Below are 25,386 nucleotides of genomic sequence, written 5' to 3'. Positions count from 1 at the left end.
TTAGTCTTGTTTTCCCGCTTCCTGCAGGCAGGCATTCAACTGTCGGTAAAAACAGGATGCTTTTACTGAAAAAATTTTATTGCCAAGGGAGATGGCTCCACTGGCGATTCGTGTTTTTTCTTCATTGATTTTTTCTAGGGTTTCCGGAAACATCTTCTCCAGATCTGAAGCGACAAAAGCCTTTAGTGCCATTTCAAGCAGCACCAGGTCGTGATGCATGCCCAAAGCCTGCGACAGTTCTTTAAGGTCACTGACCCAAGCTGAAAAGCGGCTGGGCCAGAGTTCAAGCAACAATTCCATTTGATACCAGAGGTATTTCACCTGTTTTCGCCATGCGTGAAGAGCGTTGTCATCCTGAGCCTTTTTCAGGCCCTTAAAACGGCTTTTACAGCCAAGATAGGTAGCTTTGGCGCCGGTAAGAAAAATCGCTGAGGGCTCTTCTTTTGGCTCCCACAAGGGAATTTCCTTCTGCAATATGGTCAGGTGGTGGATAACTTCCTTTCGGGCTTCTAAAGCGTTATCCTTACCCTGGAGTTTCCTGCGCTGATCCATCAGGCGTGCACGAAACCGAATCAAAAGCGTTCGCTCCTCCCCTCGCTCTATATTCTTGATCATTGGCTTCAGCATACGTGCAACCACTTCCGCATCACGGATCCTGCTGAGTTTCCTTCCCTGGTCGCGGAAAAAATGATCAAGCCGTTTGGTTTCTGGTTTCCCAAGACCAAATCGCGACATACGCACCAGGCTTCGCAAGCGCTTGAACAGCAACCTTGCTTTGTGAACATTGGATTCATCCGACGGAATGGCGGCAAGCTGTTTAAGAGTCTCACGGATGTATGCACCCGTTAGCCGGGAAAGGTTCCTGCCAAAAGGTTCATCAAAATTTATTCCAGGATTTTTCAATGCCAATTGATTTGAAACCGTATGCAATTTACAACGATTGTGCATGATAAAAAAAGAAACCCGGGTGGTTTTTCCATCCGGGCTTCCTGAAAAGGGCAAAATGCATTGTTTATTCCTGCACGCCTAACTGTACTTCGCAAAAGATACGAACCTCATCGCTAACAAGGACACCACCGGTTTCAAGGGCAGCATTCCAGTTAAGGTTCCAGTCCTTGCGGTTGATCTTCCCACTGAGGCTGAATCCTGCCTTCAGGTTACCCCAGGGGTCCTTCATAGTGCCGCCAAAATCAACATTGAGGGTCACAGGTTTGGTCATATCCTTAATGGTCAGGTCGCCATGAAGTTTAAAAGTCTCATCATCAAGTTTCTCAATTTTGGTAGAGATGAATTTCATTACGGGGAATTTATCCGACTCAAAGAAATCACCGCTGCGCAGGTGTTTATCCCTGTCCTCGTTGTTGGTGTCAACAGAAGCAGTCTTGGCTTCAAAGTTCACCTTAGCGGTGTTGAAATCCCGGCCATCTGTTTCTGCTTTCGCTGAAAATTCGCGGAAATATCCGGTCACAGTCGTGATCATCAGGTGCTTTACCTTGAACTGGATTTCACTATGGGTTGGGTCCGATGCCCATTTTGTAATTGACATATCGTTTGATTTATTCATTATTAAATGCGTTTTTTATTTGAAACAACAAACTATGCAGATTGTTTAATATTTTAGCTCCAATTCTTCAACAAGAAAAATTCCATATATTTGTTTACCAAACCACCTACCCATGAAAAAACTTTTTGTTTATTGTGTGTTACTGATGACTTGCCTGGGCTTGTCTGCGCAGGAATTGCCAAGCATCAAACTTAACCCGCCCGATACTCAGCGGGGATTGCCGGTCATGCAGGCCCTCAAGCTACGGTCCTCAACAACAGGGTTTTCTTCCATAGCCCTGAGCCAGCAGGATCTGGCCGACATCATCTGGGCAGCCAATGGGGTCAATCGTCCGGATGATGGAAAGCGCACTGCCCCTTCGGCCCGCAACAGCCAGGATGTGGATGTTTATGTAGTAATGGAAAGCGGCGCCTTTCTTTACAACCATCATGAGCATGCTTTGGTTCCTGTTGCAATTGGAGATCACCGTCAACTGGTTTCGGGCAGGCAGACCAATATGGCCAATGCCCCATTGATGCTCGTGCTGGTGTCAGATTTTTCCAGGTTTTCCGGAAACAATGAGGAGCTAAAGTTACGCTGGGGTGCCATGGATGCCGGCATCGTTTCGCAGAACATTGCCGTTGCCTGTGCTGGCCTTGGACTGGTTACCCGTCCCCGGGCGTCAATGGATGTGGAAGGATTGAAAAAACTCCTGAAGCTTACTGAAACTCAACATCTGATGCTGAATAATCCGGTAGGCTATCCCGCAAATTGATTAATAGATTAACTTTTGGTTGACCCACAGGGTCTTGCTACTGACATTGATCAAATAAACCCCGCTGGGTCTATCCCACAAAGGGACAGGAATCACATTATGCCCCGCTGCAGCCTCCCATTCCGTCCGGTATAGGATCTTTCCTGACATATCAAACACCCTAACCGTCACGTCCTGTGGTTCGGGAAGGCTTAAATGAAGGCGTGGAGCACCAAGAATATCCTGTTCAAACCAGATTCGAACATTCAGCGCTATTGGCTGGGCGACAGAAGTAACAAGGTCCAGTTTTTGCCTGAGCAAATCCGAAAATTGCTCGGGAGTTACAAAAACAACATCCTGTCCAATCTCGGGATCTTCCTGGATGTTTTGCATGATAATATTCAGTCGTGAGAGCGTCATATCAGAAGGGTTAGAGGCCCCTACGGTCGTTCCATCCTGCCTCAGGCGCTGATAGCCTGCCAATAGAAAATTGGGTGCGGGTTTATTCCGGAGCTTATTCAGGATTCTTGTAGTAACATTTTGAAGGTCTTGAACATCGGCATAAAAGGTATCATCGTTCACGTGATTATAAAGCAGTCCGCCAAAGTTGATGTAGGCCTTCTGCGTCGTTAATCCCGGGTCAAATAGGAAGGTCAGGTCGGTTCCTGTTAATTCAGAAAAGTTTCCAAGATTACCGAAATTAAAGTTATTTGAGATCTCTATACCTCGGAAAGTACTTACTCCTGCCCCATTGTAATGCTTATAGGCATAAACCGCAGGAATGCTGTAGGCCTGCAACAACAGACTGCTGGTCTCAATGGCTCCTGAGAGATAATCTGCAGGGAACACGTCAGGATAAGCGTATCCAAGAGGTGTGGTAACCGAGACAAATCCATCCTTTGCAGTGGCGGTGCGAAAATAATATTGCCCAACAAAAGGAAAGGTTTCAAACATATGCAGGTTAAACCCCCAACCAAGAGGCACTTCTCCTCTGAGGCCTGAATGCCAGGCACCACCCTGGAAGCCCAAATTCCAGTTGCCGGCATCTCCCTCTGAGCCAAGAAACAGGACGTAATGCTTTTCTTCAAGGGGGACGGTCCCGGGAAGGACAATGGAAGGCCTTTGATATGGAAATTCATCATCCACCGGAAAGATATGGTGCCATGAAAGGTTGCTCAGCAATGTTTCATGGAAACTTCCTCCCCAGGCAGAAATCCACTGTACCAGCGGTTCAGGCCGCATCCAGCCATAAACATGGAATATCTCACCGGGACGGCAGGACCGTAAATATGCCATTACCTGTTCAATCATTTCGGCTTTTTCATCGGTCAGCGAGTAGAAGTTTAGTGATTCTGTACCTGCTAAATTAAGTTGAAACATCCGCTGACTGACAGCCCAGTCGGTAATCTCACGAAGGTAAAATTTTGAAGGATTTGTGCGGGTAAGCAGTGTTTCCAGTGCCCAGTTCAAAATAGTAAAGTACCTCTGCTCCTGACTGAAAGAACTATTGTTCCAGGGATGGTCTCCCAATTCAAGTCTCGCTGAGATTCTGATGGGATCCTGCCCATGGAAGTGATCCGTAACCAATACGCTGTCCGCTATTTCTACTTCAATGGTGGAGTTATTAAAGGGAAGGGGTATACAATCCGTCAGTCCACCGATCATTGCGGCCATTTCTGCCTGCCATCTAAAATTCTGTCCGCTGAAGTTGCCATAGGTAAGACTGGGGTCGTAAGTAACGGCGCCATCGATGTCCTCTGAAAAATGCTGAACCAGCGCATTAATATCCGAAAAAACTGTGAAATACACATCCCCATCAGAAACATAAATGTCACGCCATTTCTCATCTGTCTGGTTATAGCTCCATGTTTCATAAACATTCAGGAGATAGAGTCTGGGGCTCTCCCTGTTCACAATACCAGCAATGGTCATGGCAATCAGTTTATTTTCCGGAGCAGTTCCCGTGCCATCAAATAGTACGGCTTGAATGGGATTTCCAACCACTGCTGAAGGCAACAACAGAAAGAAAAGAAAAATTCGAATATACTTCATAACCAATAAAAAAACGAGGTGATTAAACTTCCTAATCAACCTCTCAAAGATAAGAATCCTCATAAAATCAAATGCTAAAGAATCACTCTTCCCGCACAAAGCTTTCAATCCTTGATTTGATCTGCGAGAGGGCTTCACTCACTTTTGTCTCGGGGGTAATGATATTATATTCTCCCCAAAAACTTTCATCATACTGATAGCCCTGATCCACAAACACTACCTTAGGCTCAAGTACTTCCCGGCGGTTGAACCGGCTGACGTTTTCTTCCTCAATCTTACCCACAGCCATTTCAATAAAAGCAGTATAACGATTGCTGAACAAGCTGCCTTTGCGGCGGAATCTCAATTTCAGCTCCCCCCGCAAATGGTTTAAATAATACCGGCCATTGTAATATAGATAATTGATGGAATAAGTCGCACTTTCAATCCTGGAAACATAATTCGGGTTCCGTTTGGTAAGGAAGCGATGCTGTAGCTGGTTAATATATTTCCGGTCGATCTCAAAATCAGCTTCTATCACCGCCAGATCTTCCTTATCCAGATATATCATACCAGTAAACAGGGGTTCATTGACAAAGGGATGGGGCTTAAACTCGATGGCAAAGACACTGCGTCCATTGCGATTCATCAGGTCAGCACTGGTAAACTCATAATCATCCATGAATTCCTCATCCAGAAAGTCAGGGAGTTGCTTCATAATATCCAGTTCAAGCACGCTTTGCACCCCTGCCTTTAATTTCAGCACAAGGGTATCACTGCGATCCACATTGGTGATGTTGCGGGCCTTATGCAGCATGACCTGGTCCTGGGCGGTGGGTGTAGTGTAGGATGACTTGAAAATTCTGAAGATGGCCTCCGAGTAACTCAGAAACTTGTCGTTGCGCTGAACTCCTTCCCGGTAAAAACTTACAAGATATACCGGATGATCGCTGTAATTCTCAGGGCGCCTGGCAAGAGCTTCCTTGATCAGCTCCCTCGGGTCGTAATAGCGAATAATTACCTCCTGCATGGAAATATAATCCGTCTCCATCAGGATATCTACCTGGTTATCAAGTAGTAGCCGCAAAGGAAGTGACTGGCTTTTGTATCCCAGGTAGGAAACGTGCAGGTCCTGCTCCATTATTTCCATTGGAAGTCTGAGCTGGAAGTAACCTTCGTTATTGGTCGATATCCCCAGGCCCCGTTCAGGGAGACCCACGGATGCAAATGGCAAGGGATTTCCCGATACCTGATCAAGCACCCGGCCCCGAACCACAAAAGTGGAAGGTTTTACAACATTCGCTTGCAAAGGAGCCATTTCTTCGGCTACCGGCTCAGCGCGAAAAATTAGAATATGGTTCTCAATCGTACGGTAACTTAAGGAAGGGTCGTTCAGGATCTCATTGAGCAGGGTGCGCACATCCTCACGGGTCCGTTTGATGCTTACCCTAAGGTTGTTGTTGATGAGTTCGCTGTCATAAATAAAAAAGCAACCCGTCTGGTTTGAGATCTGGTTTAAAAGTGAATAAATCGTGCTGGTTTGCCTAGGCAGACTGACCTGGTCATCCAGTTGACAGGTCTGTCCTTCAGCGTCCAGAGGATAGAGCAGAAACCCAAGAACAAAGACCAGCAGACTTTTTGCCAGTGAATGAACACTGGGCGGTATAAGACTCTTATGTTTTGTTCCATTTCCCATATTACCTGGCCGTAAAAACGATGCTTGAATCGGGTTGCACCTGAGCCTGCAGGTTCATGGAAAGGCTTATCAATTCAATGATGGTGGGCAATGAATTATTGAAAAAGGTTACAGTCATTTGGCGACTGGCAAGGCTTGGATCTCCAAGCTCAAGGCTGGCTTGATAGTTCCGGTTGATTACCGACAAAACATTCGCAAGCGATTCGTCTTTGAAATGCATCCGGTTCTGGCGCCATAGGGTCAGTTCCAGGTCATTGTTCCGATACTTGCTGAAATGGCCTTCCCTGACCGACAATACTTCACCGGGCTCAACCAGCACCTTGTCCCTGGCTTGCCCCCTGACCTCTACCTGAACAAGGCCTTTTTCAACAAACAAGTCAAAATCATTCTCTCCTGTTCTTTTAATGTTAAACGAGGTCCCCAGCACCTCGATGAGGGCATTGTCAAGATCCACTCTGAATGGTTTCTCAGGATTATGCTGAACCTCAAAATAGGCTTCACCCGCCATTTTAACCCTGCGTTCCTTTGCTCCGAATGCCTGGGGATATTCAAGGGTGGTGTTGGCTGCCAAATAAATCACCGACCCATCCTCAAGGAACTTGACAAGGGTCTGGTCATCCTGTTCATTGGTCAGGGCCAGCAATTCGACTTGTTCAGGCCTGTTAGACAGTAAGATAAACACACTCCCGGCCACGATGAGCAACAGGAAGCTAGCCGCCCACTTCATCCACACCGGGAAAGCCCTGGCAGGCTGAATGTCCTGCTGCTCAGGCAGAAGACCCTCTTGTTCAAGCCGGCCATGCAATTTCTCCCAGGCCAGATCTGTATCAACGGTGATCATTGTTTTCGTTGGTTTCATCTTCTTATGCTTTCATTGTAAAGGCCAGGTCTTTATCTCAGGTTCCTCTTGGAACCTGGCCAGTCGTTCTCTTAATAGTTTCAGGGTTCTAGTCATATCGGCCTCCACCGTTTTTACCGATACCGACAACTCTTCGGCAATTTCATGGTATTTCAAACCTTCGTAACGGCTCATTTTAAAGACCACCCTGCATCTTTCCGGTAATGTGGCAAGCGCTTCATCTATTTCTCTTAGCATCTCCCTTGCCCCGATCTCATCGGTCACCAGCACCTGTTTGGGCTGTTCATTCCCTGCCAGCACCCGCTCAGCATACCTGCGGCGAACATCCTGCCTTTCAAGGTGCTTGAGTGAGGCATTTCTCACTGCGTTATACAGGTAAGCTTTCACTGAGACTTTAATGTTTATTTCTTCCCGGTTTTTCCAATAGTTGAAAAAAAAGTCCTGCACAATCTCTTCCGCCGTATCCAGATCCTTTACAAAACCCACAGCTAGCCTGCACAAAGGTTCATAATAAGCCCGGAATAGGGTTTCGAAAGCCTGGATATTGCCTTCCTTCACCCTGTATTGAAGCCTGATCTCGTTTTGTACTCCCTTCATCCGGAAAGATATTGTTTTCAAATTTAGGACTTTTACCGGCCTTTTGGGTCAAGTAAGGGATTATTCTCTCATAATACCCGGAAAAACCCGGGAAGCAATAAGGTGCTGGCATTGCTTCCCGGGCTTTTTTTTCACTTGCATTTCATTTTACGTTAACCAAAGCCTCTGGGTTTTGATTATTCCTTTTCCAGTTTGGTGTTCAGTTTACGGATAGCTGATTCAATGCTTTCGTCGGGTTCGATCACATTGTATGCGCCCCAGAAATTCTCATCGAAATATACGGGGACCATATCTGCCAGAATGTTACTCCTTCTGAAGGTTTCCCTTACGGGGAAGCGTTCCTCGCCATCAGGTCTGCGCTCTGTAATTGCCAGCTCAGACATCACCAGGTAATTGGTCCGGAAAATTTTCCGACGCCAATCGGCAAAGAATTCAAGCTCGTTGCGAACATAGTTCACGTGATATTTTCCGTCTATCTCAATATAGGTCACCAAATAGCTGGTGCGGGTTGGGGTAAAACGCAGGCGGCTGGGTTTGCGCATGACAAAGTTCTGCACGGCTTTATTCCTATCCGAAATATCCAGGCTGAATTCTGCCATGGTAATGGCCATTTTTTCGGTTGAGATATACAGACGGCCATAGTAAAGGGGATAAGGCAAAGTCACCCTGGGCGAAAATTCAACCACGTAATTGGCCTCATCTTCCACCTGAACCAGGTCAACCAGTTCATAATTATAATAGTTTAGAAATTCCTGATCTAAAAGGACATTGGGGTTTTTAACGATGTCAAGTAACATGGATACGTGAGGTCCACCCTGCAGTTTAACAATCAAGGTATCCATCTCTTTCACATCACCGCTTTTCCTGCCCTGGATGATTTTCACCCGGTCAGTTCCACTGCGTTTAAAATAGGGGGTCTGGTCAACTTCCACTACCGCCTCTGAAATGGAAACATAATCGCGACGCTGTTTAATGGCTTCACGATAAAAACCGGTCAGGCGATAATTCTGATCGGGATAATTGGAAGTGATCTTCGCAATGGCTTGCTCCACCAGGCTGCGCGCATCATTGGGTTTGATGACCACTTCCTGAAGCAATACAGATGTCGGCTCCAGCAAAAATTCGTGGCGTTCGCCCAGCAAATAATCGTCAATCCTGAATTTTGAAGTGTGATATCCCAGGTGGGAGATGGTAAAATGGGTGGCCCTGAGGTTCTTTTCAACCTTCAGGATAAATCCGCCATCCACATTGGTTACAGTCCCAACCTCAGCCTGATCAACAAACACACTGGCATAGGCAATGGGGCGACGCGTCTGTGCATCTCTGACCATACCGGTAATGGTATGGAAATCTGCTGTTGTTTGGGAAAAACCTGCAGGTAACAGCAAGAAAAAGGCAAGCAGACCTGTCAGGATCCGGAAATAAGCTCTTGTTTTCATGGTAAAGAGGGATTAAGGTAAATACTGTTTAAAATAGCTTTCAGTATTAAGACCCTTAACCCCTGTCTATACCCTAAAAAAATATTAAAATTTATTCCTCGAATCGTTTATTGAACTTCTGGATAGCCGATTCAATGGATTCCTCAGGCTCAATGACGTTGTAGGCGCCCCAAAAGTCAGGGTCAAAATACTGGGGCACCATATCCGCCAGGATGTTTCTTGGCCTGAAGGACTCGCTCCTGGAAATCCGTTCAGCGGTTTCCGGGACACGCTTTGTAATGGCCATTTCTGACATGATGGTATAACCCGTCCGGAAAATCTTACGCCTCCAGTCGGCAAAAAACTCCATTTCATTGCGCACGTAATTGAGGTAAAACTTGCCATCCATATGCTTATAGGTCACCAGGTAACTGGTCCTTGTAGCGGTAAAACGAAGAGAGAGCGGTTTTCGCACAATAAAGTTGCGGGCGGCTTTTTCGCGGTCGCTCAGGTCCAGGCTGAACTCGGCCATGGTAAAAGCAAGGCTTTCCACATCAATGTATAACCTACCGAAGTATAGCGGAAACGGGAGGGTGACCATGGGTTTAAAACTGACCAGATAATTCGACCGCCCGTCAATAACAACAACATCCTCGAGTTCATACTCATAGTACTGCAAAAATTCCTTGTCGAGGATGACATCCGGATTTTTCACCACATCGAGCAGCATCGACACATGCGGACCACCTTGAAGCTTCACCAGCAAGGTATCCATTTTCTTCACTTCCCCGCTCCTGCGTGCCTGTATGATCTTTACACGGTCGCGTGCCATCCGGAAACCATAGGAAGTCTGGTCGACCTCGACCACGGCTTCTGAAATGGACACATAATCGCGCCTTTGCTTGATGGCTTCACGGTAAAAGCCCGTCAGCCTTTGATCCTGATCCGGATAATTGTCGGAAATTTTATCGATGGCATTTCTAACCAGTTCCCTGGGGTCATCCGGACGTACAATCACCGGGGGAAGGGTCACTGAATGCGGTTCGAGGAAAAATACCTTACCACCCTCCAGGCTGGCTTCAATCTCAAACGTGCCTGTGAGGTAACCCAAATGGGAGATGCTGAACCGATTTGCACCGAGCGATTTTTGCACCTTCAGCGAAAAGACTCCGTCCAGGTTAGCCACGGTGCCAATGGTTGTCCCTGGAATAAAAACACTGGCAAAAGCAATGGTCTGACGGGTCCTGGCATCGCGAACCACCCCACTGATGGTTTGAAAGGTCTGCTCTGCAGGCTGAGCAGGCAGGATACTACTGCCTAAAAGAACTGCAAAAAGGAAAATTATGGTCTTTTTCATTTTTTCAGGTTTTGAATCGGAATAAAGTTAATGATTTTCGGGGAATTTCCCCAAACAAGGCTACCATTTCATAAACCTCCAACACCACTGTCTCTTAACTACCTTATCAGGATTTAAGCACAAAAAGAAAATGTCTCCCTGTTTACCAAACCCTTTCCCTCCCATCCATTTAACATCCGGAGGGTTTGGCTTACCGCTGTTTACCCAGTTCCTCGACGATCCGGATCTTGTTGATCAGCAGTTTCACGATATAGTCCAGGCGGCTGCCCTCCAAGTAATCGGCCGGCGCAATATAATCGACCCTTCCGTGGCGGACCAGTTCACGGCACAACTGCTCCTGCGTGGGTTTTCCAGGGGGAGAATCTTCGTTGGTGTTGTAAACCGCCACAGTAGCCCCACCCTGGTATCGCACCATCTTCATAGCAGGGACATCGGTTTCCCCATCGCCAATATAAATCATCCTGGAAAATGGAACTGGTTTTTCTTCTTCCGGAACATGCTTGTTAATCAGGGTATTGTCGTGCGAGTTGTCGATGCCCTTGTTTATGCGGAAAAGGTACTGGGTTTTGTTTGTGTAATTAATGGCTAGTGCAGGCCATTCGGCCACGCCGGTTTCGTCGTATTTAAATCCTGAAGCAAAAATGTTCTTGAAATGCCTGGCAATGGCAGTGCCTGCAATAAACTCGCGCAAGCCAGAAGAAATGATGTGATGTTCCAGCCTGATCCCCTGCCGGAGGGCAAAAGCGTTGATACGGTCGAAATAGACCTCCACCCCCTGGAAAAAACGAATGTCTCGGCCAAAATGCTCAAAGTCTTCCCGGTGGATGCTGATATTTTTTTCGCGGGCTTTGCGAAGCATCAGCTGCATATAAGCCAAAATGCCGTCCATATCGTTGGCTTCAGCAATGGCATTGGCTTCCGACCAGAAGGCTTCCTTGGCTATCCCCAGTTTCGGCAGGAAAGAATGTTCCTGCATATTCCCGGGCGCCAGCGTCCCGTCAAAATCATACGCAATGGCAACATCAATAATTCCTTCCGGGCTCTCTTCAAAATTTTTCATTTCTCATTCTTTCTTTTTATGGCATCCCTTCGAGCCTAATAACCCTGATCTGGTCGAGGTCTTCCAGGTTGATGATGGCTTCCGTTTCCCATATTCCTGTCAACGACCATTCATTGCCAGGCAACAATCGCTTCTGATCAAAATTATTGGCCACCGAAATGGTTTTGTTAAGGGGGTTACCTTCCTTGTCGAGGGCCTCAAACACCATCCTCAGGCTCCTGGAATCTTCAATGGTATCCATGGCTTCAATATTGAACCGCAGCACCAGGTTGCCCCTTGAAACGTGTTCAATAATGGCTTCAGGGATCCGAACGGGCAAAGGCCCGGGATATTCCACCGGAATGGCTTTGCTCAGGTTTGTGATCCTGACTTCCTGGTTGATGGCGTTTTCCCATTCGTATTCAATACGGTCGAACTCATTCATATAAGCAAGGCTGTTGGCAATATCACCCGATCTTTCAATGCCTTCAACTAATTCAATGATCTGCCCGTGGTATTTCTTCTCCACGGATGGAATCCGCCCCAGGTAAGGGTTTTTCTTTATCGCCCCGCCACACGAAAAAAGTGCTAAAGTCATTACAATTACTGCTAGGGATTGAATCGAAAGGGTTTTCATTGGGATAGGGAAAAAATTCAGGTTAAATAGCAAAGGAATGGTTTGGTCCTTAAAATTAATGATTTTCTGAATATTCAGACATTCAGTGATGATTACAGGCCATCGGCCCTATTCTTTTTGTTATTATTGGTTCATACCATCGAAATAGTTTAGACGGTGTTTATTCGGTTTAAACCGAATAAACACCGTCTAAACACCGTATTAACTATGAATTTGGTCAGAATTTGGAATGTCTTCCCCATAGCACAAGAATGTCTCAATGCATTACCAGATGAGGAAAATCGCAAAGCGGACAGTCTTTTTCCTGCTTGCCTATGGGGCGGGTACTTCAAATGCAAAACCATGTTAACAGTTGAAAAAACAATCAGGCAATAAAGTATTTATTTTATGCATAAATTTGATTTATCAAAAACCAAAACCATTTACTATGAAAAAAGTCCTGATGGCTATTGTGGCCCTGATTTTACTTTTGCTTGTCATTTCACTGATCGCGCCCAAGGAATTTCCTATTGAGCGTGAAGTAATTATCAACTGCCCTAAGGATGAAGTTTTTCAAAGGGTAAGGTCACTTGAATTCCAGGAGGAATGGAGTGTTTGGGGAAAGCTTGATCCGAATGCCCAATATACCTATACCGGGGTGGATGGAACCGTTGGTTCAGTGCAATCGTGGGAAGGCAATAAGGATTTAGGCAAAGGTGAGCAGGAAATTACCGGCATCACTGAAGGAGAGCGGATTGATTTTGAGATCCGGTTTATTAAACCTTATAAATCCACCAGCGATTTGTTTATCACCACCGAAGCACTGGGCGAAAGCGAAACTTTGGTCAAGTGGGGCATGGTGGGTAAAATACCGGTTCCCATGAATTTGTATATGTTGTTTTCGAACATGAACAAAACCCTGGGAACCGACCTGGAGGAAGGCCTCCAGAACCTGAAGATGATTATGGAAGGAGCATAGCGCAAGAAGTTTTCCATTATTGCCCCTTATTCCATACCCAGGCTTTAATGCATGATGCGCATTCCGGCTCCGCTGCCTGGTCTGTGGGTTGAATCAAACACATTGAGGGAGCGGTTGAGTGAATAGGTAAAGGTCAGCAGAAAATATCGGCCCAGTGAATTGGTCACCTGGCGCTGGATATAGTTGGCATCGGCCGTTTGGGTGACGCCCATATCCTGATTGAGCAGGTTGTAGCCCGAAAATTTCAGTTCGCCTGCATTGCCCTTCAGAAAAGATCTCGAGAAGTTAAAATCGAGTATAGGGATCTTTCGGTCGAAGGCTTCCGTGCGGCCTTCATAGATCTGGTAACGGTAACCTCCGCCGATCCGGTAGTTTTTCAGGAAGGTCCAGCTGCTTTCAATCCCATAAGTTTGATTCAGGAACGCCTGTTCCAGCACACTGAATTCGTATTTTGTCAACTGCTGATTAAAATTGGCTGTAAGGTTGGTTTCAAAGTTGTCATTGGGCCTGAAGGTATAACGTGCATTGGCACCCAGGATGTTGTTGGCAATATCCTGTTCCACCTGGTTCAGTATGTTGATGCTTTCGGAGTGGGTAATGGTGCTTCCCACCATAAACCGGCTTTTCAGTTTGGTAAGTCCGATGTTGAAGTTTATGTTGGCCCTCAGGTTGAGGTTCTTATCAACGTTGACAGGGGTTACCGTGCGTACCAGTTGTTCGTCAACGCTGGTGGCATTGGTAATGGCATTGCTGACATAATCGGCTGTCAGGAAGGTGAAGAACCCGAAGGAATTGAGCGGATTGAAGGTATTGAAGCGCACTAAGGCACGATGACGGAAAGAAGGCTTCAGTTCGGGGTTACCAATATAGATATTAAGGGGGTCGCGGTTGTCAATCAGGGGTTGCAGCTGCAGGATGGAAGGTTCCTGAACACTTGTTTCGTAATTTACCATCATCCGCCGGAAACTATTGAACTGGTAATTGAAACGAACAACCGGCAGTACGTGGGTGTAATCCTTTCGGATCTCCTGGTCAGTAGAAATAAGGTTTCCTTCCAAACTGGTAATTTGGAGGTTTGATCCCACTGTCAGGTTAAACTGGTCACGGTTCAGGTTGAGATTGAGTCCTGCGCGCTGAAACAAGTAGGTATTGTTATACTGGTTGGTAAGCAATTCGTTGGGGGTCAACACCTCTGCTTCCCTGTCGAATACTTGTTGGTCGACCTCATTGTAATTCCGGGTGATCCGATAATTCGCTTCAAGAAAAAGCTTGTTTAACAGGGGTTCGGTATAGCTGGTGTTGAATCCCAATGAGCGGTTAACAGTTCCCAGCATGCTGTTTTGAAGCAATTGCTCATCATAGGGGTCATCGCCAAAATAGCGGTTCAAAGCATCGAGGGTGGCTTCCTGGTCATTCTGGTTGGTGGAGAAGTCAAGCCCTGCAGTGATGGTTCGTCCGGGTTTGTTAAGGCGCTGCCGCCAAAGCAGATTGGTAACGAGGTTGAGAAGCTGTCCGCTGCTTTCGCTTTCCTGGACGCTGCTGTTTTGCATCAGGCCCAGGGCATTGAGGGTCTGGCTGTTGCTTTGCAGCAGCCCATCAGTATTATTGAGGCTGGTGTTGGCGGTCAGCAAGATGCTGCTGGCTTCGCTGAAGGTATGATCCAGCCGAAGATTCAGCCTGTGGTTTGCATTTCGGTTATCCTGGGTGCTGATCTGGTCAAAGAAGAAATTGCCTGCAGGCAAGAAGTTTTCCCGTTCAAGATCCTGGGTAATGTCGTGACCAAGCTGATTGTAAAAGTAGCTGGCAGTCAGTTCAGTTTTCTCCCCGAGTTTCCGGTTGACATTGGCCCCGCCGGCCCATGAAGTCATAAGGCCGTTGGTGGCTGGCAGGCCGTCAAAACTAAGGGGAATGCTTGTACTGCTGTTGTCCAGGGTAATCTGCATTCCACCCCCTCCCCTGCCACCCAGCAGGCCTTGCGCCCCTCCGCTGAAATTCAGGTAATCGCCAATGGAAAAACCAGTCTGATTCACATTGTTACCCATCCCCAGTATGGAAAGCTGACCTTTGTTGTCAAAACGGTTAATATTAAGTTTCCCCTGGAAGCGTTCTTCGGTGCCATAGGCAAGACTTGAATTGCCAAAAACGCCTTCCCTGCGGTCTTCCTTTAATTCGAGGTTGATGGTGCGCTCACGTTCCCCATCATCAATCCCAGTAAAGAGGGCTTGTTCGGAACGCTGGTCGAATACGTGGACCTTGGAAACAGCATCGGCAGGCAGGTTCTGTGTAGCCATTTTAGGATCCCTGCCAAAGAATTCCTTGCCATCGACCAATACACGCCGGACGGTCTCACCCTGTGCCACCACATTGCCATCCGATTCAACCACCAGGCCGGGCATACGTTTCAGCAGGTCCTCCACCACTTCATTAGGTAAGGGTTTAAAAGCCAGGGCATCATATTCGATGGTGTCGTTCTTTACCCGCATAGCTATCCTTTCCTCGGTGACGCTCACTTCACGCAGGGTGACCCTTTCATTCAGCAGGCTGAGTTCACCCAAATCGAGCAAATCCCCATCCGGAGGGGTAATCTTTTCAAAGCGGGTGGCATAACCAATATAGGTAATCCTCAAGAGGTATTCTTTGCGGCTGACATTTTGGATATTAAACACCCCATTCACATTCGTCAGGGCATAATTGGTCATGGTTGAATCGGCCGGATTCAGGAGCAGCACGGTGGCATTGGGCAAGCCTCCGTGTTCGGGATCGGTTACGCTGCCCTTGATAGAAAAGGCCTGGGCCTGGGCAAAAAGAACAGACACCAGGAAAATGGCAGTAAAAAAAACGCGTTGCATATATTAACTTGTTTAAACGGTTGAAAATTAGAAAACTCTTATTGGGCTACCACTGGAATTCAGTCTTTGCTTTTGCTCTTCAAGCAGTTTATCAAACTCCTTACGGCCTATTTCTTCTCCCCTGCTGGGTTTACGTAACTCTGAGTCAGAGGGCTCCCGGGCTTCAATTTCCCTGGCTACCCATACCTGATTACCATTGTTTATATCTACGGCCAGCACCGTTCCGGGCAGGGTCGTAAACCTATCAGGCCCCATCAAGGGAGGCAATTCCGGGGAAAACCATGCTGTAACCTCCTGATTGTTAACCGTATCAGTATACCAGGCCATCATGCACATATACCCAGCAATTTCCATTTGTTCGTATCCAAATTTCCAGGGTTCAATGCCCAAAGTATCAATAATGAGGTAATTCTTTCCCAGCAGGTCGCGGGCAACGATACGCTGCTGCGAGTTCCTGTCAATATATGTTTCAGACCTCGGGCCCCGTATCATCATGCGCATGCCACCCCCTCTTCCTCCGCCTGTCCCGGGAGGGAGTAATTCTTCCCGGGTCTTGTAGAGGCTTTCGCTGGGTGTAAAGAATAACTGGTAGTTTTCGGTACGAAACTGAGTAATCATTTCTTTTAATTCCGGACGATCTTCGGGAATGAAACTATGAGCATCAGTTATTACCTCGTAAGTAATGACTCCCTGGGTAACCTGGGCTGACAATACCAGGCTCAATAAGCTCAGCATGAAAAGGGGAAGGAATCTGTATATTCTCATATTCAATCAGGTATTAAAACAATTCTCTTGATAAAAACAGCTTGATTCAAATTCTGCAGCAAAACTAACCAAATGAACCTTATCCAAATGTTAATGCCAGTATAAATAAGGTTAATAAAAGGTTAATGCCTTGTCAGGTCAGGATTTAATGACTTAATTTTGAGGCATGCAAAAGAAAAACCCACATGGAGTAGTCATGCTTATGGTAGTAAGCATACTACTACTCATCTTGCTCCAGGGGCTTTGGCTGCGGGCAGAATATAAGGCGGCTTCTGATTCCTTTCGCCGGGAGACGAATCTGGTGTTCAGGAGCACCCTGTCTCATCTGGCCGATTCACTGTTTTTCAGCCAAGTAAGGCTCCTGCCCGAGTACGACAGCCTTGAAAGCCAGGGAGGACCTATCTCAGTAAGCATGTTTGCTGAATCGCATGACAGCCTGCCACCCGGCTCACCCCGGTTTCGGGAGAGAGAGATCAGGCGCCGGGAACAGGACTCAATCAGAAACAAAAGAAGAAACCTTGGTTTAGGTGGCAGCCAGCAAAGTCCAGATAGCATGCACATAGTGGTCATGCGCCCGAATGGACCTTCACCCGGAAACATGCGAAATATTTACCTGGCTTATGCTGAAGGAATTGAAAGTGATACTTTAAAAGAATTGTATCAGAAGGCTTTGCCCGACCGTTACCAGAACCTACCCATGGAAATTGTAATTCGTGAGGTGGACTGGCGTCAGCATTCCTGGAACCGCCCACCTCCGCTGCGCAACGACAGCATTCCGTTTATAACCGGATTTATACCCCTGGGAATGAATAAAATGTATGCCGCCAGTTTTGATGGGGTAAGGGCTTACCTGTTCTCCAGCATTCTGCCCCAATTAGGCTTTTCTGTGTTCATTACCGGACTTATTCTTTTGTCGTTTATTATAGTATTCCGAAGCCTGAGGTCACAGCAACGATTGCTGGAGCAAAAAAATGACTTTATCGGCAACATGACACATGAATTGAAGACCCCTGTAGCCACCGTCGGAGTAGCCCTCGAGGCGATGAAGAGCTTTGATGTATTAAAAGATCCTGAAAAAACACAAGAATATATTGACATGGCCCGCCATGAGCTGGACCGCCTGGGAATGATGACTGACAAGATCCTGAAAACTTCGGTCTTCGATTATGAAACGGAAATTAGGAACAACAAAACGGCTGTGGATCTTTTGCCTATTGTGGAAAAGGTGATGGCTTCCTTCCAGCTAGTGGCGGAAAGAAAGAAAACCCATTTTCATTTTGAACACAAGGGACAATCCCTGGTTATGGGACACCAGGAACACCTTACCCAGATGATATATAACCTGGTAGACAACGCTTTTAAATACGCCGGCGATAGCCCTGAAATCAAGGTATCGCTGGAAGAGCAGGCTGATTCCGCTGAGCTCAGGGTTTCCGATCAGGGTCACGGAATCAGCCTGGAGCATCAGTCCAGGATCTTTGAAAAGTTCTACCGGATCCCTTCTGGCGATGTTCATACGGTGAAGGGTTACGGCTTGGGACTGAATTACGTGGCCGGGGTTGTAAAAAGCCACGGTGGGAAAATTTCCATTGAAAGCAAACCCGGTGATGGTGCGATTTTTGTGGTAAAATTGCCAAAAATTGGATGATATGGATCGCACCAGGGTATTGTATGTTGAAGATGAACCTTTCCTGGCAAGGATTGTAAAAGAGAGCCTTGAAAGCCGTGATTTCGAGGTTAAGCTTGTTGCAGATGGGAAGGAAGCAATGAAGGAATTTGAGGCCTTCAAGCCGCAAATATGCGTGCTGGATGTTATGCTGCCCTTTAAGGATGGCTTTTCGTTGGCGAAGGAAATCAAAGCCATAGATTCAGGCATGCCCATCATTTTCCTGACCGCAAAGGTTCAAACCGAAGACCTCCTGAAAGGCTTTGCATCAGGAGGAAATGATTATCTGCGCAAGCCCTTTAGCATGGAAGAACTTATTGTCAGGATCCAAAACCTGCTAAAAATTACTACAAACAGCCAGGCTGCGATTCAGGATGCCGGACTTGAGAAAATCAGCCTTGGAAACTTTGAATTTTATCCGGAGCTGCTGGAATTGCATCGGGATGAAACGGCAAAGAAACTTTCGCACCGCGAGACCCGCTTGCTTCAAATGCTTACCAGCGACATGAGCAAACCCGTGTTGAGAAAAGACATCCTGCTGGAACTGTGGGGTGACGATTCATTTTACAACAGCCGGAACCTCGATGTGTATATTTCCCGTCTGCGGGATTATTTCTCAGGCGACCCCTCCATCGAAATCATTACAAAGAAAGGAGTGGGTTACCACTTTGTAGTCCATTCTTCCTTATAATAAACGTCCTTTGCAAAATGCATAATTTTCCCAAACCCCTTCGTTTGATATTTTTTGTTGCAATCATCGTGACATTTTCGGCCTGCTCACCTAAAACTTATAACGTTTTATCGAGCTGGCAACCCTCCTCTGTTTCCTTTGAACCGGGTCTTGAAGGGTTAGTTCCCCAGGGGGCTGATGGTAAAACCAAGCTTGGCTATGCCGTAAGTAATGATGAGGAGAGCCTTTACCTGGCTTTTCAAACCGATGATCCGGTTACCCAGATGAAAATCCTCAGGGCAGGCCTGGAACTGGAAATTGCAAGTCCCTACAAAGGGAATATCCCGGCCATGCTTAAATATCCTGTGCCAGAAGACCGGATCACCATCTTTGAAGGCATCGGCCGGGAAACGGGGCAAGGTGGCATGCCATCCGGAAACCGCGCAGGAAGGCGAGGCGGACAAAATCAGCCAGATCCAAAGGCGATTTTGCAGCGTGCCCTGGCAGAACAAACTAAAATGAAACTCAAAGGATTTCAGGATCACCCGAACGGCATGCAATCCCTTGAAAATGAAGATGGCATAAAACTGAATGTGGATATAGATGGCGAAGGGATGATGTTTTACCGGGTCATCATTCCCCTGAGGACGCTGGGGGTTTCAGGTCAAGCGCCAGCATTCCCTAAAGACGATTTTACTTTGACTGTCAGAATGAACGGTCTGGAGCGATTTGACAGGCAGGGTGGTGGTTATGGAAATCCCGGCACACGCGACCGTGGATATCCCGGTGGTATGCGACCGGGTGGCTCCATGACAGGGATGCCCTATGGCGGACAAATAGACAGCAGTGGGATGCGAGAACGGGACCCTTCCAGACTGTCAAAGGATGAGCGAATCAAGATCCTTTTTAAACTGGCCCAGAATAATTAAGACCAAAGCATTTTCGCACATCTCTTAATATTATCCTATGATCCCTTTCCGGCTTACAGGAAGGGATTTTTTATGAACAGGGGTAAAAGAATAAAATTTTTATCCTATATTTGCACATATAGCCATTTTTTGTGCAGTTGCGCATAAACTTCAAACCTCATGACCACAAAAGACCAAATCCTGAATGAAGCCCGCAAGGTTTTTGAGAAGTACGGATTCAATAAAACCAGCATGGGAGACATTGCCACAGCCGCACGTAAAGGCAGACGTACCCTCTACAGTTATTTTGCCAATAAGGATGAGATCTTTCAAGCTGTCATTGAGGTAGAAATTGACGCCCTGGCCAGTATCCTCAATGAGCTGATAGAGAGACATATGCCAGCCAGAGAAAAGCTCAGGGAATACATCCACATCCGAATGAACGCAGTAAAAAAGCTTACCATTTATTATGATGCCATCCGTCGTGATCTGGCAGAAAACCTGAGTGTTATTGAAAAGATCAGGAAGAAATATGACGAGATGGAGCAGGTGATGATTGGCCGTATGCTTGAGGAAGGGGTCAGTCAAGGGGTATTTAAAATTGAGAATACAAGCCTCGTAGCTGGTGCCATTGTTTTAGCAACCAAAGGGTTTGAATTACCATTGATCATGGGACAGAAGGGGTATGACCATAATTTACTTATCGACCCACTGATTGATGTCTTTTTTAATGGAATCTTATCCAGATAATCTGATTCAGGAAAAGAGATGGAAAAACTGGCTGCATTCATTATCCGCTCGAAGTTTGTGATTATCGTTGTGGTAATCACCATCACGATATATTTAGGTTTTTTCATAAAAGACCTGAAAATCAATTCCGATATCCTTGGGTATCTTCCTGAGGATGACCCTACAGCCACCCTGTTCAAGGAGGTTGGTGAGCAATATGGCGGTAATGACCTGATTATTGTCGGGATTGAAGGGCAGGACATTTTCACCTACGCAATGCTTGACCTGGTCAGGCAGGTGACCGACAGCATGCGTTCGATTGCAGGCATCAGCTATGTAACCAGCCTGACCAACGTGATTGACATCAGAAGCAGTGAATTTGGTATTGAGATCGGTCGTTTGGTGGATGAGTATGCCATACCGGGGGAAGTAGAAACACTTGAACGCCTGAGAGCCTATGCCCTCTCTAAAGATTTATACAAGGGAAATCTGGTTTCGGCCGATTGTACTTCCACCCTGGTGATTGGCAAGGTCATGACGGGCGCGAACCGCACCGAAGCCGTAGAGTCTATCCGGCAAAAACTTGAGGGGATATCTTTTGAAGGGAGGTTTTATTTCGGTGGCATGCCTGTGACTCTGCTTGAGCTTAGCAATGTGATCATCAGCGATATAAAATTCATAGCCCCAGTGGCTTTTCTGCTCATCTGCCTGGTTTTGTTTGCGGGCTTTCGCACGGTCCATGGAATCATTCTTCCGATGCTATCGGTTGTCATTGCCATCATCTGGACAATGGGGCTCGTCAGCCTGCTGGGATTTGAGATTACCATGCTGACCAATGTCGTCCCCGTGATATTGATGGCTGTTGGAAGCGCTTATGCCATCCATGTGGTAAACCGTTTTCAGGAAGAACTGCAGCATGATCCCTCAGAAGCTCTGAAACGTGCGCAGGCCTTCATCATTGTTCCTGTTTTCCTGGCATCACTGACGACCGTGTTTGGGTTTGTAAGCTTCATTGCAGGGTCTTACCTCACGATGATCAAGGAGTTTGGAATTTTCACTGCCTTGGGAATACTGTTTTCCTTTCTCCTTGCCGTGTTCTTCATCCCGTCAGTACTGGCTGCTATGAAAGTGAAAGGCACTCCTAAAACCCGGCAAAAACAGGGAGGAATGTTTCTGAAAACGATCACCCTGGGCATTGAGAACCAGGTATTAAACCATAAACACCGGGTCCTATGGATTTGGGGGATTCTCATTCTTTTCAGTTTGTGGGGCATTACCCGCATTGAGCGAAGGGTTGACCTGGTGGATTATTTCCAGGAAAATAACATCGTTAAGCAAAGCGAAATGCTTCTGAAATCGAAGTTCAATGGCAGTATGCCCTTGTATGTAAACATTCGGGGTGACATCCAAAGTCCGGAAGCCCTCAGGCTGATGAAGGAAACCCAAGCATTTATGGATGGGTATTCCTACATACCATTCAGCCAATCAGTAGCTGACATGATTGAAGAAATGAATGAGGTGATGGGAGAAGGTAAGCGAATTCCCGATGAACGGGCCAAGATCGAACAACTCTGGTTTTTGCTGGATGGGCAGGAAATCATGGAGCAATTCGTGAATTTTGATTTGACCGAGGGCTTGATTCAGGGTTATGTGGCCACAACCGATCTGGAAGTACTTCGTGAGATAGAACAGAATTTTGGTTCGTTTGCTGAGAGCCAAAGCGGGAAAGGTTTCAATGTTAAAGTAACCGGAATCCCCATCATATTTAAAAAACTCGATGACAGCATCATCAAAAGCCAGATCTACAGCCTCATACTGGCCATGATTTTAGTGGTGGCGCTGGTGAGCATATTACAACGTTCCTTTTTCAGGGGCATCTTGACCGTTATCCCGGTTTTTGTCACCCTCCTGGTCCTTTTCGGTACCATGGGGCTGACGGGCATACCTCTTGACATTGCCACCGTTTTGAGCGGGAGTGTAACGATAGGGATCGGCATTGATTACGCCATCCATTTCATGTCGCATTTCGGAAAATCATTCCTGGGTGGACAAGGTATCTGCGAAAGCATAGCCAATTCCATTGAAATCAGCGGAAGAGCAATTATCCTCAATATGCTTGCGGTCACCATTGGCTTTGGGGTGTTGCTTTTCTCAAAATTGGTACCCCTTCAACGCTTTGGTTTGCTGCTGGCCGTAACAATGATTGTTTCGGCCATGGCAGCCCTGACATTGTTGCCTGTCGCATTAATGCTGACAGGCGAACGGCTGAAAAAGATCTATGGCGTGAGAGAACAGTTAAGGAAGAGACTAAACATATACAAGAAATAATCTAAATCTTTTTGTCATGAAAACAACCATTCATTTTTTTTTAACAGCCCTTTTTCTGATTGCTGCCGGCACTGCTCCCCTGCTGGCACAGGATGCAGCAACCATCCTTACCAAGGTTGACCAGGTGTTGTTTCAACCCAAGGATCAAACAAACACTGTGCGGATGATCCTGACCGATCGCAATGGAAATGAGCGTATCCGGGAAGCTTCTATCTGGCAAAAAGGATCAAATAAGCGTTTGTTCCGCTTCACCAGGCCGGCATCGGAAGCGGGCATTGCCTTCCTATCCTTGCCTGACGACCTTATGTACCTTTATATGCCAGCTTTTGGCAAAGCACGAAGAATTGCCTCACACGTGAAGAACCAGTCGTTCGCCGGTACTGATTTCTCTTATGAAGACATGGAGACGAAGGAATATGCAAAAACCTATTCAGGCAAGGTGCTCAGGGAGGAAGGAAACCTTTATATCCTGGAGTTGGTGGCTTTGCCTGATGTGCGTAGCGACTATTCCAAAATGATCGTGGCAGTCAATAAGGAAAACTACACCCCACAACGTTCCGAATCGTATGACAGGGGCGGAAACCTTGCCAAGACGGCGGTATACACCTGGCAGCAACAGGCCAACTATTGGTTTCCAAAAGAAATTTTTATGAAAGATGAAAAGAAAGGCTCCTCTACCAGGATGATTATGAGCGATGTAAAGTTTGACAGCAATATCAGCGACCAGGTATTTACAGAAAGAAATCTGACCAGTTTTTGATATAGAGAATAAGGGTTGCCATTCATTTAAAGGAACCAGAGTAACCCCCAATGGGGAGCAACCTTATGGCCACCATCCTCCGGCTTTCGGAGGCATTTATTAATAATCTTTTTATTGATCTTAAAAATAGAATATCTTATGAAACGCGCGGTTCTCTTACTCATCATTCTATTTCCATTGTCTGCATGGGCCCAGGATCAAGTCGTTATAAGGGGGGAGTTGAACTCAAATCAGCGTTTGTTGCTGAACGACCACAATGACTGGGTCTGGAATGAGAACAGACTCGACCTTGGTCTTGAAAAGCGTTTTGACAAGGTGAGGTTTTATGGCAACATCTGGTTGCGTCATTTGGGGGCACCTGCCCTTACCAGCAGCCAAAATCTGTATTCGCCTGACCAGATAAACCCCTTGAATCTTGACATCCGGGAGGCTTATGCCGAGGTTCGGGGGTTTTTATTTGAGGACCTTGATATGAAGGTGGGCCGTCAGCGCATTGTCTGGGGCACCTCCGATATGCTGAGCCCCACGGATATGCTCAACCCTTATGACCTGGAAGATGTGTTTGATTTCGGGCGAAAAAACGGGTCAGACGCCCTGAGCCTGCAGGGATATTTCACTCCGCAATGGTCCCTTCAGGGCGTTTACCTTCCCTGGTTCAGGCCTGCAAACTTGCCCCTGGGCGCTTTTTCAGGGGTTTTTAGCTCAGCCATCGCCTTGCCTGAAGGCTTAACCCTCAATGAATATTCTGATAAGTTACGCATGCCCGGGAACAATTTAAAGGATGGGGCCTCTTTGGGTTTCAGGTTGAAGGGGTTTGCTGTTAATACAGATATCTCGTTCAGTTACCTCTATGGACGGGAAGTTCTTCCCCTTGTGAGCCGGGTGACCCTGACCCCCGCCGGGATGCAGGGCGAGACCAATGTGGAAGCCGAACTGTTTTTTCCCAGGTATCATATGCTTGGTGCCGACCTGGCAGGTAGCATTGGCCAGGTGGGGGTTTGGGCTGAGGCAGGCCTGTTTTTCCCGCAAAAGGAGGTCATCATGACGACCGATATGAGTCTGCTCTATTCGCAGCCTCCGGGAACCGTTACAAGCGACAGTCTTTTGCTGGAGAAGGCGCCCTATATCCGATACGTCATTGGAGCCGATTTTACGTTTAAAAATGGTATTTACCTGAATGCGCAATTTATGCACGGATTCCTGCACGAACGAGGGAAGGAGAATCTGAACGATTACCTCATCATAGGCTGCGAGCGTGGCATTTGGGGAGAAAAGCTTTTACTAAGGCCACTGGCCGGTGGAGTAGTTATTTCAGACTGGCAAAAACCAGAAAGCAATTATGCCATTTTTTATACCCCCGAGATTGCCTATAAAGGGATTGATAACCTTGAACTAGGCCTTGGTGCTTACTTATTCAATGGAAAGGGAGAAAACATATTTGCGGGATTCCGGGATAAGGACATGCTTTCGGCCAGGGTAAAGGTTCATTTTTAAAGTACTAAAGTTTATCCAAAAGCCACATATGTTCCTATCTCGTCATTGAACATTTTCAGTTCTAATGCATTTAATTATTTTAATTTAATAGAACCGAGAAATTCTAAAAGGCATGAAAGCATTTAGTTCATTTGTTGTATTCTTTCTTTTTACCCTCCAGGTCCTTTCACAAGGGAACAGTGTGGTCATATCAGGCATTGTGAGGGACGGCAATGATCGTCAACCCCTGCCATTTGTTACGGTACAGATCATCCAGCTGCCCGACAGCAATTTCGTGACCGGTACAGTTACCACCGAACAGGGCCATTTCAGTATTGGTAAGTTGGGT

The 25,386-nt window shown here is 46.7% G+C and carries 22 protein-coding genes; 10 read left to right on the top strand and 12 right to left on the bottom strand.

Annotated features, from left to right (window positions below; translation table 11 throughout):
• Together V2I46_00825 and V2I46_00820 are read right to left on the bottom strand one after the other, a co-directional pair.
• Window positions 1–903, bottom strand: coding sequence for a CHAD domain-containing protein (locus tag V2I46_00825; GenBank protein ID MEE4176029.1), 903 nt, complete (start codon window positions 901–903; stop codon window positions 1–3).
• Between the two features lie 109 nt (window positions 904–1,012).
• The gene (locus tag V2I46_00820) at window positions 1,013–1,546 is read right to left on the bottom strand and encodes a YceI family protein (protein MEE4176028.1); all 534 of its coding nucleotides are present in this window, start codon (window positions 1,544–1,546) and stop codon (window positions 1,013–1,015) included.
• Between the two features lie 130 nt (window positions 1,547–1,676).
• Here V2I46_00820 and V2I46_00815 point away from each other — a divergent pair, with 130 nt between their 5' ends.
• Window positions 1,677–2,318: a SagB/ThcOx family dehydrogenase gene (locus V2I46_00815; protein MEE4176027.1), complete on the top strand. Its 642-nt coding sequence runs from the start codon at window positions 1,677–1,679 to the stop codon at window positions 2,316–2,318.
• On the opposite strand, the gene V2I46_00810 is transcribed toward V2I46_00815, so the two are convergent.
• From V2I46_00810 to V2I46_00775, 8 genes are all read right to left on the bottom strand, one after another.
• The gene (locus tag V2I46_00810) at window positions 2,319–4,349 is read right to left on the bottom strand and encodes a T9SS type A sorting domain-containing protein (GenBank protein MEE4176026.1); all 2,031 of its coding nucleotides are present in this window, start codon (window positions 4,347–4,349) and stop codon (window positions 2,319–2,321) included.
• Window positions 4,350–4,431: 82 nt separating this feature from the next.
• A complete protein-coding gene (locus tag V2I46_00805) occupies window positions 4,432–6,024 on the bottom strand; it encodes a carboxypeptidase-like regulatory domain-containing protein (GenBank protein MEE4176025.1) in 1,593 nt (530 codons plus the stop codon).
• Between the two features lies 1 nt (window position 6,025).
• Window positions 6,026–6,883: a FecR domain-containing protein gene (locus V2I46_00800; GenBank protein ID MEE4176024.1), complete on the bottom strand. Its 858-nt coding sequence runs from the start codon at window positions 6,881–6,883 to the stop codon at window positions 6,026–6,028.
• 12 nt (window positions 6,884–6,895) lie between these two features.
• A complete protein-coding gene (locus tag V2I46_00795; protein ID MEE4176023.1) occupies window positions 6,896–7,480 on the bottom strand; it encodes an RNA polymerase sigma-70 factor in 585 nt (194 codons plus the stop codon).
• 176 nt (window positions 7,481–7,656) lie between these two features.
• Window positions 7,657–8,919, bottom strand: a complete 1,263-nt coding sequence (locus V2I46_00790) for a carboxypeptidase-like regulatory domain-containing protein (GenBank protein ID MEE4176022.1) — start codon at window positions 8,917–8,919, stop codon at window positions 7,657–7,659.
• Between the two features lie 91 nt (window positions 8,920–9,010).
• Window positions 9,011–10,255, bottom strand: coding sequence for a carboxypeptidase-like regulatory domain-containing protein (locus V2I46_00785; protein MEE4176021.1), 1,245 nt, complete (start codon window positions 10,253–10,255; stop codon window positions 9,011–9,013).
• Between the two features lie 190 nt (window positions 10,256–10,445).
• A complete protein-coding gene (locus V2I46_00780) occupies window positions 10,446–11,315 on the bottom strand; it encodes an HAD family hydrolase (protein ID MEE4176020.1) in 870 nt (289 codons plus the stop codon).
• Window positions 11,316–11,331: 16 nt separating this feature from the next.
• Entirely contained in the window at window positions 11,332–11,892 is a 561-nt protein-coding gene (locus V2I46_00775; protein ID MEE4176019.1) for a hypothetical protein, read from the bottom strand.
• A gap of 466 nt (window positions 11,893–12,358) precedes the next feature.
• Here V2I46_00775 and V2I46_00770 point away from each other — a divergent pair, with 466 nt between their 5' ends.
• A complete protein-coding gene (locus V2I46_00770) occupies window positions 12,359–12,889 on the top strand; it encodes an SRPBCC family protein (protein MEE4176018.1) in 531 nt (176 codons plus the stop codon).
• Between the two features lie 44 nt (window positions 12,890–12,933).
• On the opposite strand, the gene V2I46_00765 is transcribed toward V2I46_00770, so the two are convergent.
• Both V2I46_00765 and V2I46_00760 read right to left on the bottom strand, forming a co-directional pair.
• Window positions 12,934–15,738, bottom strand: a complete 2,805-nt coding sequence (locus V2I46_00765) for an outer membrane beta-barrel family protein (protein MEE4176017.1) — start codon at window positions 15,736–15,738, stop codon at window positions 12,934–12,936.
• A 27-nt stretch (window positions 15,739–15,765) separates the two neighbouring features.
• Window positions 15,766–16,503, bottom strand: coding sequence for a GLPGLI family protein (locus tag V2I46_00760; protein MEE4176016.1), 738 nt, complete (start codon window positions 16,501–16,503; stop codon window positions 15,766–15,768).
• Between the two features lie 166 nt (window positions 16,504–16,669).
• Between V2I46_00760 and V2I46_00755 the strand changes: the two genes are divergently transcribed.
• The 8 genes from V2I46_00755 to V2I46_00720 form a co-directional block, all read left to right on the top strand.
• Entirely contained in the window at window positions 16,670–18,151 is a 1,482-nt protein-coding gene (locus V2I46_00755) for a HAMP domain-containing sensor histidine kinase (protein ID MEE4176015.1), read from the top strand.
• A gap of 1 nt (window position 18,152) precedes the next feature.
• On the top strand, window positions 18,153–18,860 hold the full coding sequence (locus V2I46_00750) for a response regulator transcription factor (protein MEE4176014.1): 708 nt from the start codon (window positions 18,153–18,155) through the stop codon (window positions 18,858–18,860).
• A 44-nt stretch (window positions 18,861–18,904) separates the two neighbouring features.
• The gene (locus V2I46_00745) at window positions 18,905–19,768 is read left to right on the top strand and encodes a hypothetical protein (GenBank protein MEE4176013.1); all 864 of its coding nucleotides are present in this window, start codon (window positions 18,905–18,907) and stop codon (window positions 19,766–19,768) included.
• A gap of 159 nt (window positions 19,769–19,927) precedes the next feature.
• Window positions 19,928–20,497 (top strand): TetR/AcrR family transcriptional regulator, encoded by a 570-nt coding sequence (locus tag V2I46_00740; protein MEE4176012.1) that lies wholly within the window; start codon window positions 19,928–19,930, stop codon window positions 20,495–20,497.
• A gap of 18 nt (window positions 20,498–20,515) precedes the next feature.
• Complete coding sequence (locus tag V2I46_00735) at window positions 20,516–22,804, top strand: efflux RND transporter permease subunit (protein ID MEE4176011.1); 2,289 nt, start codon at window positions 20,516–20,518, stop codon at window positions 22,802–22,804.
• Window positions 22,805–22,820: 16 nt separating this feature from the next.
• Entirely contained in the window at window positions 22,821–23,564 is a 744-nt protein-coding gene (locus V2I46_00730) for an outer membrane lipoprotein-sorting protein (protein MEE4176010.1), read from the top strand.
• Window positions 23,565–23,702: 138 nt separating this feature from the next.
• Entirely contained in the window at window positions 23,703–25,058 is a 1,356-nt protein-coding gene (locus V2I46_00725; GenBank protein MEE4176009.1) for a DUF1302 family protein, read from the top strand.
• A gap of 112 nt (window positions 25,059–25,170) precedes the next feature.
• Window positions 25,171–25,386: hypothetical protein (locus V2I46_00720; GenBank protein ID MEE4176008.1), on the top strand; the 216-nt coding region annotated here is incomplete at its 3' end.

The organism is Bacteroides sp. (assembly GCA_036351255.1).
In the GTDB taxonomy this organism is placed as follows: Bacteria; Bacteroidota; Bacteroidia; order Bacteroidales; family UBA7960; genus UBA7960.
This window is presented reverse-complemented; position numbering and strand designations above follow the sequence as displayed.